General features: G+C 65.7%; 12 protein-coding genes. 5 read left to right on the top strand and 7 right to left on the bottom strand.

Translation table 11 applies throughout. The features are described 5' to 3' along the window. Positions 1-39 precede the first annotated feature (39 nt). Positions 40-315 carry a metal-sensitive transcriptional regulator gene (locus FOM02_RS00905; RefSeq protein WP_007598521.1) on the bottom strand — a complete coding sequence of 92 codons (276 nt, stop codon included), beginning with the start codon at positions 313-315 and terminating at the stop codon, positions 40-42. 51 nt (positions 316-366) lie between these two features. Between FOM02_RS00905 and FOM02_RS00900 the strand changes: the two genes are divergently transcribed. The 3 genes from FOM02_RS00900 (at position 367) to FOM02_RS00890 (ending at position 4,320) form a co-directional block, all read left to right on the top strand. Further along, entirely contained in the window at positions 367-2,826 is a 2,460-nt protein-coding gene (locus FOM02_RS00900; protein WP_027561627.1) for a heavy metal translocating P-type ATPase, read from the top strand. A gap of 57 nt (positions 2,827-2,883) precedes the next feature. Then, positions 2,884-3,330 (top strand): nickel-responsive transcriptional regulator NikR, encoded by a 447-nt coding sequence (nikR, locus tag FOM02_RS00895; protein ID WP_027561628.1) that lies wholly within the window; start codon positions 2,884-2,886, stop codon positions 3,328-3,330. A gap of 249 nt (positions 3,331-3,579) precedes the next feature. Next, entirely contained in the window at positions 3,580-4,320 is a 741-nt protein-coding gene (locus FOM02_RS00890; protein WP_027561629.1) for a sulfate transporter family protein, read from the top strand. A 6-nt stretch (positions 4,321-4,326) separates the two neighbouring features. Here FOM02_RS00890 and FOM02_RS00885 read toward each other — a convergent pair whose 3' ends face one another. From FOM02_RS00885 to nth, 3 genes are all read right to left on the bottom strand, one after another. Next, positions 4,327-5,955: an MFS transporter gene (locus FOM02_RS00885; RefSeq protein WP_027561630.1), complete on the bottom strand. Its 1,629-nt coding sequence runs from the start codon at positions 5,953-5,955 to the stop codon at positions 4,327-4,329. Further along, positions 5,942-7,078, bottom strand: coding sequence for an HlyD family secretion protein (locus FOM02_RS00880; RefSeq protein WP_027561631.1), 1,137 nt, complete (start codon positions 7,076-7,078; stop codon positions 5,942-5,944). Before FOM02_RS00880 ends, FOM02_RS00885 begins: the two co-directional genes overlap by 14 nt. Before the next feature lie 136 nt (positions 7,079-7,214). Next, positions 7,215-8,003: an endonuclease III gene (gene nth, locus FOM02_RS00875; protein WP_027561632.1), complete on the bottom strand. Its 789-nt coding sequence runs from the start codon at positions 8,001-8,003 to the stop codon at positions 7,215-7,217. 22 nt (positions 8,004-8,025) lie between these two features. Between nth and FOM02_RS00870 the strand changes: the two genes are divergently transcribed. Together FOM02_RS00870 and FOM02_RS00865 are read left to right on the top strand one after the other, a co-directional pair. Next, entirely contained in the window at positions 8,026-8,559 is a 534-nt protein-coding gene (locus tag FOM02_RS00870; RefSeq protein WP_027561633.1) for a DUF2244 domain-containing protein, read from the top strand. 54 nt (positions 8,560-8,613) lie between these two features. Then, entirely contained in the window at positions 8,614-9,510 is an 897-nt protein-coding gene (locus FOM02_RS00865) for a methylated-DNA--[protein]-cysteine S-methyltransferase (protein ID WP_027561634.1), read from the top strand. 136 nt (positions 9,511-9,646) lie between these two features. On the opposite strand, the gene FOM02_RS00860 is transcribed toward FOM02_RS00865, so the two are convergent. The 3 genes from FOM02_RS00860 to FOM02_RS00850 all read right to left on the bottom strand — a co-directional run bounded on the left by FOM02_RS00860 (position 9,647) and on the right by FOM02_RS00850 (position 11,608). After that, a complete protein-coding gene (locus tag FOM02_RS00860) occupies positions 9,647-10,270 on the bottom strand; it encodes a 2,3-bisphosphoglycerate-dependent phosphoglycerate mutase (RefSeq protein ID WP_027561635.1) in 624 nt (207 codons plus the stop codon). A gap of 25 nt (positions 10,271-10,295) precedes the next feature. After that, the gene (dapB, locus tag FOM02_RS00855; RefSeq protein ID WP_027561636.1) at positions 10,296-11,114 is read right to left on the bottom strand and encodes a 4-hydroxy-tetrahydrodipicolinate reductase; all 819 of its coding nucleotides are present in this window, start codon (positions 11,112-11,114) and stop codon (positions 10,296-10,298) included. Between the two features lie 182 nt (positions 11,115-11,296). After that, positions 11,297-11,608, bottom strand: a complete 312-nt coding sequence (locus FOM02_RS00850) for a DUF1330 domain-containing protein (protein ID WP_027561637.1) — start codon at positions 11,606-11,608, stop codon at positions 11,297-11,299. Positions 11,609-11,627: the final 19 nt, after the last annotated feature.

Here is an 11,627-nt window from a genome sequence, read left to right as displayed (position 1 = left end):
CCCTGCGTTCGCAGGGACGACGCCGGTGGCGAGAGCGCCCTACCGCTCTGCCCGTCCGATCACCGCCATCAGCTCCGCGATCTTCTCGCGCTGATCGGCCTTGTCGCCGCTGGCGATGGCGTGCTCGACGCAATGGGCGACGTGGTCCTTCAAAACCTCTTCCTCGACCCGGCGCAGCGCGGCGCGCACCGCCGAGATCTGCGTCACGATGTCGATACAATAACGGTCCTCCTCGACCATTTTCGACAGGCCGCGAACCTGGCCCTCGATCCGGCCGAGACGTTTTCCGACGGATGCCTTGATGTCTTTGCGCATGAGGTCTATATACCCCTACCGGGTATGGGTTACAAGGGCCGGAGTGCGGAAATGAACGACGCCAACCACAACCATCATCACGACGCGGAAACGCATTCCGGATGCGGCTGTTCCAGCAAAGCCGCTGCGCCCGCTCCGAAGCCCGCAGCCTCATCCTGCTGCGGCGGCAATGGCGATGCCGGTCATGGCCATCATCACGCGCATGACCACGGTCCCGCCGCGACAAAGGTCCTCGATCCCGTCTGCGGCATGACGGTCGATCCCGCGACTTCAAAACACCACCTCACACATCACGACCAGAGTTTCCATTTCTGCTCGGCCGGCTGCCGCACCAAGTTCGCCGCCGATCCCGCGAAATATCTCGCCAAGGACAAGGCACCCGAGCCGGAGATGCCCGCGGGCACGATCTACACTTGCCCGATGCATCCGGAGATCCGTCAGGTCGGACCCGGCAGCTGCCCGATCTGCGGCATGGCGCTGGAGCCGGAGGTCGCAAGCCTCGACACCGGGCCCAATCCGGAGCTCGCCGACATGACGCGGCGGTTCTGGATCGGCGGCGCGCTGGCGCTGCCGGCCGTGGTGCTGGAGATGGGCGGCCATCTCGCAGGGCCTCACAACTGGATCGATCCTGTCCTGTCGAACTGGATCCAGCTCCTCTTCGCCACGCCCGTGGTGTTGTGGGCCGGCTGGCCGTTCTTCGTCCGCGGCTGGCAGTCGCTGGTGACGCGCAACCTCAACATGTTCACGCTGATCGCGATGGGCACGGGCGTCGCCTATGTCTACAGCGTCGTTGCGACCGTCGTGCCGCAGATTTTCCCGGCGACCTTCCGCGGCCATGATGGTGCCGTAGCCGTCTATTTCGAACCGGCGGCCGTCATCACGGTCTTGGTTTTGCTCGGCCAGGTGCTGGAGCTGCGCGCGCGCGATGCGACCTCGGGCGCGATCAAGGCGCTGCTCCAGCTCGCGCCAAAGACGGCGCGGCGCGTCGATGCCGACGGCAATGAGCATGAGGTCGAGATCGACACGCTCCATGCCGGCGACTCCTTGCGCGTGCGGCCCGGCGAGAAGGTGCCGGTCGACGGCGTCATCCTGGAGGGGCGTTCCTCGCTCGACGAGTCGCTCGTGACGGGCGAATCCATGCCGGTGACCAAGGAGACGGGCGCCAAGGTGATCGCCGGCACGCTCAATCAATCCGGCAGCTTCATCATGCGCGCCGACAAGGTCGGCCGCGAGACGCTGCTGTCGCAGATCGTGCAGATGGTCGCCGACGCGCAGCGCTCGCGCGCGCCGATCCAGCGGCTGGCCGACCAGGTCGCCGGCTGGTTCGTGCCGACCGTCATCATCGTCGCGATCGCCGCCTTCGCGGCCTGGGCCTGGTTCGGACCGGAGCCGCGGCTCGCCTTCGGCCTCGTCGCCGCCGTCAGCGTGCTGATCATCGCCTGCCCCTGTGCGCTGGGACTTGCGACCCCGATGTCTATCATGGTCGGCGTCGGCCGCGGTGCGCAGGCAGGCGTGCTGATCAAGAACGCCGAGGCGCTGGAGCGGATGGAAAAGATCGACACGCTGGTCGTGGACAAGACCGGCACGCTGACCGAGGGCAAGCCCAAGGTCGTGGCGATCGTGCCCGCGACCGGCTTCGCGGAAGACGACATTCTCCGGCTCGCGGCCAGCGTCGAGCGTGCCAGCGAACATCCCCTGGCCGACGCGATCATGCGCGCGGCGAAGGAGAAGCAGCTCAGCCTCGGCCAGGTCGAACAGTTCGACTCGCCGACCGGCAAGGGTGCAACCGGCAGGGTCGACGGCAAGACCGTCGTGCTCGGCAATGCCAAGTACCTGTCGTCGACCGGCATCGACACCAAGCGGCTCGACACTGACGCCGAGCGGCTGCGCGGCGACGGCGCCACGGTGATCAACATGGCCATCGACGGCAAGCTCGCCGGCCTGTTCGCGATCGCCGATCCGGTCAAGGCCTCGACGCCGGAAGCGCTGAAGGCGCTGGCGGCCGAAGGCATCAAGGTGATCATGCTGACCGGCGACAACCGCACGACGGCGGAAGCCGTGGCGCGCCGGCTCGGCATCGCCGAGGTCGAGGCCGAGGTGCTGCCGGACCAGAAGAGCGCGGTCGTCACAAAACTGCAAAAGGCCGGGCGCAGCGTCGCGATGGCCGGCGACGGCGTCAACGACGCGCCGGCGCTGGCGGCGGCCGAGGTCGGCATTGCCATGGGCACTGGCACGGACGTGGCGATGGAGAGCGCCGGCGTCACCCTGCTCAAGGGCGACCTCACCGGCATCGTCCGCGCGCGAAAGCTGTCGCAGGCGACGATGAGCAATATCCGGCAAAACCTGTTCTTCGCCTTCGTCTACAACGCCGCCGGCATCCCGATCGCCGCCGGCATCCTCTATCCCGCATTCGGCATCCTGCTCTCGCCGATCATCGCCGCGGCGGCGATGGCGCTGTCCTCGGTCAGCGTGGTCGGGAACGCGCTGCGGCTGCGCGCGACGCGGCTGTGATGGTCACGAAATCGGTGTAGAACAGGTCCATTCGGCGGTACCCGCGGAGAGGACCTGATGCAGCGAATTACCATCACGATCGAGGACGATCTCCTGGCCGAGATCGACGCCGCGGCCGAGGCGCGCGGCTATCAGAACCGCTCCGAGATCATCCGCGACCTCGCCCGCGCCGGGCTGCAACAGAGCACCGAGGACACCGCGCAGACCGGCCAATGCGTCGCCGGTCTCGTCTATGTCTACGACCACGCCGCGCGCGATCTGTCGAAACGACTGGTGCAGGAATTCCATGGCCACCACGACCTCGCGCTCGCGACGCTGCACGTCCATCTCGACCACGACAATTGCATGGAGATGACCGCGCTGCGCGGCGACGCCGCCGAGGTCAGGCATTTCGCCGACCACATCATCGCCGAACGCGGCGTGCGCTACGGTCGCGTGATGATGATCCCGACGGGGGAGGGCAAGCCGGCGAAAGCGCGGAAGCATGGGCACCGGCACGAGTAGGCGTAGCTCTCCCTCCCCGTGTAGGTGAGGAGGTCTATCCGCTCGCTCAAAATCGTAGGGTGGGCAAAGGCGCACTTGCGCCGTGCCCACCATCAATCCAACACGGCAACAGAAGCGGTGGGCACGCTTCGCTTTGCCACCCTACGATACTGCGGTCGTGGGGAGGGGAAACAGGCCGCAGCCGCCCGCCCTTGCCGAAGCCGCATTCGGTGTCTACCTCTCGCGAGGTGTTTACCTGAGAGGTCCCCTATGCTGGATGCCGCCGCAAAGGCGCTGTCGCAAATGCTGTCGCCGCCGATGCGCTCGATCCTGTGGCGATCGATCGGGCTTGCGCTGGTGCTGATCACCGTGCTGGCGATCGGCCTGCAGCGGCTGCTCAGCTGGTTTGCGACCTCGGGCGAGGTCTGGCTGGAAGGTCTGCTCGGACCGGGCTGGCATTCGTCGCTCGAAGTCCTGGCCTGGATCGTCTCGATCGCGGCCGGCCTCGGCGTTGTATTCGGCGGCGTGTTCCTGATGCCCGCGATCACCTCGCTGGTGGCGAGCCTGTTCGTCGACGACGTCGCCGACATCGTCGAGCGCGAGCATTATCCCGCCGAGCGGCCGGGCGTGGCGCTGCCGTTCAATCAGGCGATCTTTGAAGGCATCAAGACCGCGCTGCTGACGATCCTGGTGTATCTCGTCGCCCTGCCGCTGGTGCTGTTCGCCGGCGCCGGCTTCCTGATCTTCTTCCTCGCCGCCGCCTGGCTTTTGGGCCGCGAATATTTCGAGCTCGCCGCGATGCGCTTCCGCTCGCCCGAGGAGGCCAAGGCGATGCGGCGCGACAACGCCGCGACGATCTTCACCGCCGGCCTCTTCATCGCCGCCTTCGTCTCGATCCCGGTCGTCAACCTGGCGACGCCGATCTTCGGCATGGCCTTCATGGTCCACATGCACAAGCGCCTGTCAGGCTCGCGGCCCGAGCTGGTCGAGCCGGCGCGGCAGATGCGCTGACCTCGATCAGGTCACCTTCACCCCGCACTTGTGCAGCACCGTCTTGGCAAAGCCGAACGGTTCGGGGGTGAACGGGCCCGGCCGGGCGCGAGTGACCAGCGCGATGACGCCGAGCCCGGCGATCGCCAGCCAGAAGCACAGCCAGAAGCCGTCGATATAGGCCAGCACATTGGCCTCGCGCTGCACGAAGCCTGCGAGCGTGCCGATCGCGCGTGCCTGCGCCGAACCCGTTCCGTGGGCCGCAAAATAATCGGTCAGCTGCTTCAGTGCCTGCGTCACGTCGATGTCGCCGTTCAGCACGTGCTGTCCGATATAGAAGGAATGCACCTGCTCGCGGACACGTAGCCAGGTTCCCATCAGCGCCACGCCGATCTCGGCGCCGCCGAGCCGCATGATCTGGATATAGGCCGCAAAGGACGTGGCGCGGCTCGGATCGGCGTTGGACAGTAGCGTGATGATGAGCGGCAACAAGCTCAGCGACTGCCCGATCGACTGCAGCAGCACGATGCCGATGAAATCCTCTCGCGCCCAGTCGTGGGTCAGCTGGGTCCCCCAGAGATTGGCGGCAGCAAAACAGGCAAATCCGACCACCACCACCGTGCGCGTATCGAAATGCCGCAGCAGCCAGATCGAGATCGGCACCAGCACGAACATCGGTAGCGCACCATAGGTGAGCAACAGCCGGCCGCTCTGCTCCGGCCTTAGCAGAGCGACATTGCCGAGGAAGTTCGGCACCAGCGACGAATTGGAGAGGCTGGTCAGCGTGTAAAGCAGGATCAAGACCAGACCCAGTCCGATGTTGCGCGAGAACAGCACATCGACATGGGCCCAGGGCTGGCGCACCAGCGATTCGTTGATCAGGAAGCCCGCAAACAACACGGCTCCGCCAACGAGCAGCGCCATCACCGTCCCGTCGCCGAGCCAATCGAGACGATTGCCCTGGTCGAGGCCGGCATAGATCATCGAAACCGATGTGCCGAGCAAAAGCATGCCGCCCCAATCGGCCTCGCGCAGCAGCGCGCGGTTCACTGGCTCGCTCGGCGTGCCCAGATAGACCATCAGGCCCATCAGCGGCGCGATGATCACGCTCTGCCAGTAAACCCATTCCCAGCCGAGATGGTCGACATAGAAGCCGACCAGCGAGCTCGACGTGTCAAACGCAAAGCCGACGCGGATCGAATAGAGCGCGATCGCCGGCAACCACCAGCGCATCGGCAAGTTTCGAAAAATGATCATCAGCGTCGCCGGCACGAAAGTGCCGAGCAGCAGGCCATGGACGACGCTGAGCGCCATCAGCGTCTGAAAATCGTGCACGAAGGGAACGACCAGCGAGATCACGGCATAGATCAGGCTCGGGATGCCGAGCACGCGGCGCAGCCCGAACACGGTCGCAAGCCACGGCACCGCGGGCGCGATCAGGATCTGCGATCCGATGCCGGCGGTGGAGAGCCAGGCGCCCTCGTCGAATGAGAGCGAGAACGCGCCGCGCAGATCCGGCAAGCCGACCGTGGTCAGGCGGCTGTCGACATTGGTGAGGAACGAGCCGAGCAGCACCGCCGCCACGGCAAACAGCGGCTGGGGCGCGATGCCGCCGAGCGAGATCGGTCCGCGGCGGGCATCGTCATTTTCTGCCATTGCCGCTCTTCGTGTCGATGCTTGTGACGACCGACATACCCGGCACCAGCCGCGCCAGCAGCGGCTGGTTGTCGTCGAACTGGATGCGGACGGGAATGCGCTGCACCACCTTGGTGAAATTGCCCGTGGCGTTGTCCGGCGGCAGCAGCGCGACCTGCGCGCCCGTTGCCGGCGCGATGCGCTCGACCTTGCCGCGCAATTTCTCGCGCGGAAAGCTGTCGACGGTGATCTCGACCGGCTGGCCCGGCGCAACATGCGTCAGCTGGGTCTCCTTGTAGTTCGCGATCACGTAGACTTTCGGCAGCGGCACCACGTTGATGAGGTTGGTTCCGATGTTGACGTAGTCGCCGGGCTGCACCTGGCGCTCGCCGACGACGCCGTCGAACGGCGCAGTGATCTTGGTGTATCCAAGCTTCAGCTTCGCGCTGGCCAGCGTTGCCTTGGTGGCGTTGAGATCGGCCGCGCGCTGCTTCTTGGTGCCCTGCAAGACTTCGAGCTGATGCTGCTGGGCCGCGATCACGGCGCGACTCGCGCGGACGTCGGCCTGCGCCTTGGCAAGACCCGCAACCGCCTGCTCGAGCCGTTGCCGCGTACCGGCTTCGGTCTGCGACAGCGATTGCTGGCGCACCTGCTCCTGCTTTGCCTCGACCTCGATCGCCTCTGCCGACAGCCGCGCGGCCTCGGCCTGCGCGATCGTCGCATATTGCAGCTCGATCTGGTTGGCGAGATTGTCGAGCACGGCCTGCGCAGCGGCGACCGCGGCCTCGGATTGCGCGACCTGGGCCTCGTAATCGGCGGGATCGATCTGGATCAGGAGGTCGCCGGCCTTGACGCGCTGGAAGTCGGTCACCGCAACGGTCAGCACCTCGCCGGAGACGCGGCTCGAAAGTCGCGTCAGATCGGAGCGCACATAGGCGTCATTGGTGGTCTGGACCACGGCATCGCCGACCCATTCGTCGAAGCGCTGCGTCGCCAGCGCGACGAAGGCGAGCGCAACGATCACGGCAAACAGCGGGATCACGAGCCGGCTCCAGAGCGAGACGGCTGGAGCCTGCGTGGGCTTGGGCGGCGCGGTCGGGGTGGCGGGAGGTGCCGACGGTGCGATCTGTTCCTGTTGACTCACGACATGACCCTAAACCATTTGCCCGCACGCGAATCTCACGATCGTCATTCCGGGATGGTCCGAAGGACCAGACCCGGAATCTCGAGATTCCGGGTTCGATGCTGCGCATCGTCCCGGAATGACGGGAGCCTCCAGCTTACACCGTCTTCTCCGGCCACCGGCAGAGATCGTTGATCAGGCACACCTCGCAGCGCGGCTTGCGCGCGAGGCAAGTATAACGGCCGTGCAGGATCAGCCAATGATGGGCATGCAGCATGAACTCGGCCGGGATCACCTTTTCGAGACCCAGCTCGACGTCGAGCGGCGTCTTGCCGGGTGCTATCCCGGTACGGTTGCCGACGCGGAAGACATGCGTGTCCACCGCCATGGTGTGCTCGCCGAACGCCATGTTGAGCACGACATTGGCGGTCTTGCGCCCGGCGCCGGGCAGCGATTCGATCTCGGCGCGCGTGCGCGGCACCTCGCCGCCGAAATCACTGAGCACCTTCGCCGACAGCGCGATGACGTTCTTCGCCTTGGTACGATAGAGGCCGATGGTCTTGATATACTCGCGCAGGCGCTCTTCGCCGAGATCGAGCATCTTTTGCGGCGTGTCGGCGATCTCGAACAAGGCCCGCGTCGCCTTGTTGACCCCGGCATCGGTCGCCTGCGCCGACAGCACCACGGCGACCAGCAACGTGAACGGATTGACGTGCTCGAGCTCGCCCTTGGGCTCGGGATTGGCCTTGCGGAAACGGCTGAAGACCTCGTGGATCTCGGCCGGCGTCCACGGCCTTGTGGCTTTGAGCGATTTCTTGGCGGGCGCCGATGTCTTGGCGGAGGCCCCTTTCTTAGAAGAGGCCTTGGGCTTCGCGACGGCCGGCTTTGCCTTCTTCTTCGGCACCGCGGCTTTGCGCGGGGCCGGCTTGCGGGTGATTTTCGCCATGATCGGGATATACTGAGGGACGATGAGCACAGGCAACGAAATTGAGCGCAAGAGCTCTGAAGATCCGCGCGAGGTGCAGATCTTCTCCGCGCTGCTGACGCCGCACCGCTCGCTGAACCGCACCGGCTTCCTCGCCGTCATGCTGTTCCTGAGCGTCGTCAGTTTTGCGACCGGCCTTGCCTTCCTGATGAAGGGCGCCTGGCCGGTGCTGGGCTTCTTTGGCCTCGACGTGCTCGTGGTCTGGTGGGCCTTCAAGGTCAATTTCCGCACCGCACGGGCGAGCGAGGAGATCGTGGTCACGCCGTCGGAGCTGCGGGTGCGGCGCGTCAGTCATCGGGGCGCGATCGCCGAATGGACCTTCAATCCGCTCTGGGTCCGCCTCGACATGGAGGTCGACGAGGATTTTGGCATCGAGCATCTCTATCTGATCTCGCGCGGCCATCAGATCCAGATCGCAAGGTTCCTGGGGCCGGATGAAAAAGCTAGTTTCTACAAAGGCTTGGTCGAAGCGCTGAACGCCGCCAAGCGCGGCCCGACCTACAATCCGGTGACCTGAACGCAGTCAGAAATCGGGTGGTTTCATGGCCTCCGTCCTCCTACATTTCCGGTCATGATGACACTCGCCATACATGACCAGCGCCTGGCCAAGCCGGGCCCCCAGAACGCCGCGCTGCGCGACTATGATTCCGTGCGCCGGGCGATCGCGTTCATCTCGGAGAACTGGCGCGCGCAGCCGACCATCGAGGCGATGGCGGATGCCGCCGGCGTCACGCCGGATGAACTGCACCATCTGTTCCGCCGCTGGGCCTCGATCACCCCGAAGGCTTTCATGCAGGCGCTCACCCTGGACCATGCGAAGGGCCTGCTGCGGGACTCCGCAAGCATCCTCGACGCCGCGCTCGACTCGGGGCTATCGGGACCGGGCCGGCTGCACGATCTCTTCGTCACCCACGAAGCGATGTCGCCGGGTGAATGGAAGAACGGCGGCGCGGGCCTCACCCTGCGCTACGGCTTCCATCCCTCGCCGTTCGGCACCGCGATCGTGATCGCGACCGATCGCGGCCTGTCGGGCCTCGCCTTTGCGGATCACGGCGAAGAGAAGATCGCACTCGCGGACATGACGCGGCGCTGGCCGAACGCGAGCTATGTGGAAGATCACGAAGGCACCGCGCCGCTCGCCCAGCGCATCTTCGACCCCAAGATGTGGGGGCCGGACCAGCCGCTGCGCGTGGTCCTGATCGGCACCGATTTCGAGGTGCGGGTGTGGGAGACGCTGCTCAAGATCCCGATGGGGCGCGCGGTGTCGTATTCGGACATCGCCTGCAACATCAACAGCCCGAAGGCCTCGCGTGCCGTTGGTGCGGCCGTCGGCAAGAACCCGGTGTCCTTCGTCGTGCCCTGCCACCGCGCCCTCGGCAAGAGCGGCAAGCTCACCGGCTACCACTGGGGCGTCACCCGCAAGCAGGCGATGCTGGGCTGGGAAGCCGGGCGGCTCGGAGTGCAGTAGATCGTCGTTCCGGCGAAGATGCCGTAGGGTGGGCAAAGGCGCAACGCGCCGTGCTCACCATCTTTCTCAGATCGCTGACGCTGCGTGGGCACGCTGCGCTTTGCCCACCCTGCGGCAGCGGGCTTGCGGCAAAAGCCTAGCCTGCCAGATCCAGCTTCGAGGCCACGGTCGAATCGGCATTGAGCCGGTAGATGATCGGCACGCCTGTCGCGAGCTCGCGCTTCAAAATGCCTTCGGGCGAGAGCTTTTCCAGCACCATGATCAGCGCGCGCAGCGAGTTGCCGTGGGCGGCGACCAGCGTGCGCTTGCCGTTGAGCACGCCGGGCAGAATTTCCTGCACATAATAAGGCAATGCGCGCGCGAGCGTATCCTTCAGGCTTTCGCCGCCGGGCGGCGGCACGTCGTAGGAGCGGCGCCAGATCAGCACCTGATCTTCGCCCCACTTCTTGCGCGCGTCGTCCTTGTTGAGGCCGGAGAGATCGCCATAGTCGCGCTCGTTCAGCGCGAGGTCCTTCGAGGTCGGCAGACCTTCTTGCCCGAGCTCGCCGAGGATGAGGTCGAGCGTATGCTGCGCGCGCGTCAGCACCGAGGTGAAGGCGACGTCGAACACGAGACCCTGCGCCTTCAGCTTGCGGCCGGCTTCGGTGGCTTCCTTCACGCCGAGCTCGGTGAGGTCAGGGTCCTTCCAGCCGGTGAACAGGTTTTTCAGATTCCATTCGCTCTGGCCATGCCGTACCAGCACGAGAAGACGTTCGCTCATTGACTGTTTCCGTTGCTTGCTTTGTTCAGATGTCGGCGAGACCGAGCACGTCGGCCATGGAGTAGTGCCCCGGCTTCTTGCCATGCGCCCACAGCGCCGCTTTGAGGGCGCCGTGCGCGAACAACATGCGGTCTTCGGCCAGATGCGACAGCGTGAGCCGCTCGAACGGGCCGAGGAAGGTCACGCTGTGCTCGCCGGCGACGGTGCCGCCGCGCAAGGAGGCGAAGCCGATCGCACCCGGCTTGCGCGCGCCGGTGATGCCGTCGCGACCACGTTCCGAATGCGCCGCGTCGAGCGGGATGCCGCGACCGGCCGCTGCCGCCTCGCCCAGCATCAGCGCAGTCCCGGAGGGCGCATCGACTTTCATGCGGTGATGGGATTCGACGATCTCGATGTCAAAGCTCTCATCGAGCGCCTTGGCGACGCGCTTGACCACCGCTGCGAGCAGATTGACGCCGAGGCTCATATTGCCGGATTGCACCACGACGGCGCGGTTGGTGACGCTTTTGATCACCGCGTTGTCGGAACCCGACAGCCCGGTGGTGCCGATGACATGGACGAGGCCGCGCTCGGCGGCGATCGCGACATTGGCAATGGTGGCCGCCGGCACGGTGAAATCGAGGATGCCGTCGGCCTCCTTCGACATCGCCCAGAGATCGGCGGAAAGCTTGATGCCGTTGGCGGGGAGCCCTGCGAGCACGCCGGCATCCTTGCCGAGCAGCTCCGAGCCCGGCGCCTCCAGGGCGCCCGCCAGCACCGCGCCTTTGCTCTCGGCAATCACCCGCGTCAGCGTCCGGCCCATCCGGCCGCCAGCTCCAGCAACAATCAAGCGCATGTCGGACATGGTGTGATCCTCTCTCGGGCCGTTGTAGCGGGGGGATGCAGTTCCGGCAACCGAGGCGGATCGGGATCACAGTCCGTCATTCCGGGGCGATGCGCAGCATCGAACCCGGAATCTCGAGATTCTCAGGTGCGCAATTGCGCACCGGAGTTCGCCCTTCGGGCGCCCCGGAATGGCAGCATGCCTCAGCCGTCCTGCGGCTGCGGGCCGTCATAGCCCTCGATGATGATGAGGTCGGCGATCGAGTGCGGCTGGCGCACCTTGATGTTGGCCTGGTATTCCGGCGAGTTGTAGCAGGCGATCGCGGTCTCGTAGTCGGGGAATTCGATCACGACGTTGCGGGTGCGGCTGGCGCCTTCGACGGTGGTGAACTTGCCGGCGCGGACGGCGAAGCGGCCGCCCCATTTCTTGAAGATCGGACCGTTGGCGACGGCATAGGGCTTGTAGCCCTCGTCATTGCTCACGTCGACGCGTCCGATCCAGTAGCCCTTTGCCATTGTTCTTCTCCTTGCTTGT

Origin of the sequence: Bradyrhizobium sp. SEMIA, from assembly GCF_014844175.1 — a bacterium.
Classification (GTDB): domain Bacteria; phylum Pseudomonadota; class Alphaproteobacteria; order Rhizobiales; family Xanthobacteraceae; genus Bradyrhizobium; species Bradyrhizobium arachidis.
The sequence above is the reverse complement of the archived record's forward strand: the minus strand, read 5'-3'. Positions and strand labels throughout refer to the sequence as shown.

What these genes read in the sequence shown, in the direction of transcription:
- FOM02_RS00905 (WP_007598521.1), bottom strand. Translation starts at nt 315, where the DNA reads ATGCGCAAAGACATCAAGGCATCCGTCGGAAAACGTCTCGGCCGGATC.
- FOM02_RS00900 (WP_027561627.1), top strand. Translation starts at nt 367, where the DNA reads ATGAACGACGCCAACCACAACCATCATCACGACGCGGAAACGCATTCC.
- nikR (WP_027561628.1), top strand. Translation starts at nt 2,884, where the DNA reads ATGCAGCGAATTACCATCACGATCGAGGACGATCTCCTGGCCGAGATC.
- FOM02_RS00890 (WP_027561629.1), top strand. Translation starts at nt 3,580, where the DNA reads ATGCTGGATGCCGCCGCAAAGGCGCTGTCGCAAATGCTGTCGCCGCCG.
- FOM02_RS00885 (WP_027561630.1), bottom strand. Translation starts at nt 5,955, where the DNA reads ATGGCAGAAAATGACGATGCCCGCCGCGGACCGATCTCGCTCGGCGGC.
- nth (WP_027561632.1), bottom strand. Translation starts at nt 8,003, where the DNA reads ATGGCGAAAATCACCCGCAAGCCGGCCCCGCGCAAAGCCGCGGTGCCG.
- FOM02_RS00870 (WP_027561633.1), top strand. Translation starts at nt 8,026, where the DNA reads ATGAGCACAGGCAACGAAATTGAGCGCAAGAGCTCTGAAGATCCGCGC.
- FOM02_RS00865 (WP_027561634.1), top strand. Translation starts at nt 8,614, where the DNA reads ATGATGACACTCGCCATACATGACCAGCGCCTGGCCAAGCCGGGCCCC.
- FOM02_RS00860 (WP_027561635.1), bottom strand. Translation starts at nt 10,270, where the DNA reads ATGAGCGAACGTCTTCTCGTGCTGGTACGGCATGGCCAGAGCGAATGG.
- dapB (WP_027561636.1), bottom strand. Translation starts at nt 11,114, where the DNA reads ATGTCCGACATGCGCTTGATTGTTGCTGGAGCTGGCGGCCGGATGGGC.
- FOM02_RS00850 (WP_027561637.1), bottom strand. Translation starts at nt 11,608, where the DNA reads ATGGCAAAGGGCTACTGGATCGGACGCGTCGACGTGAGCAATGACGAG.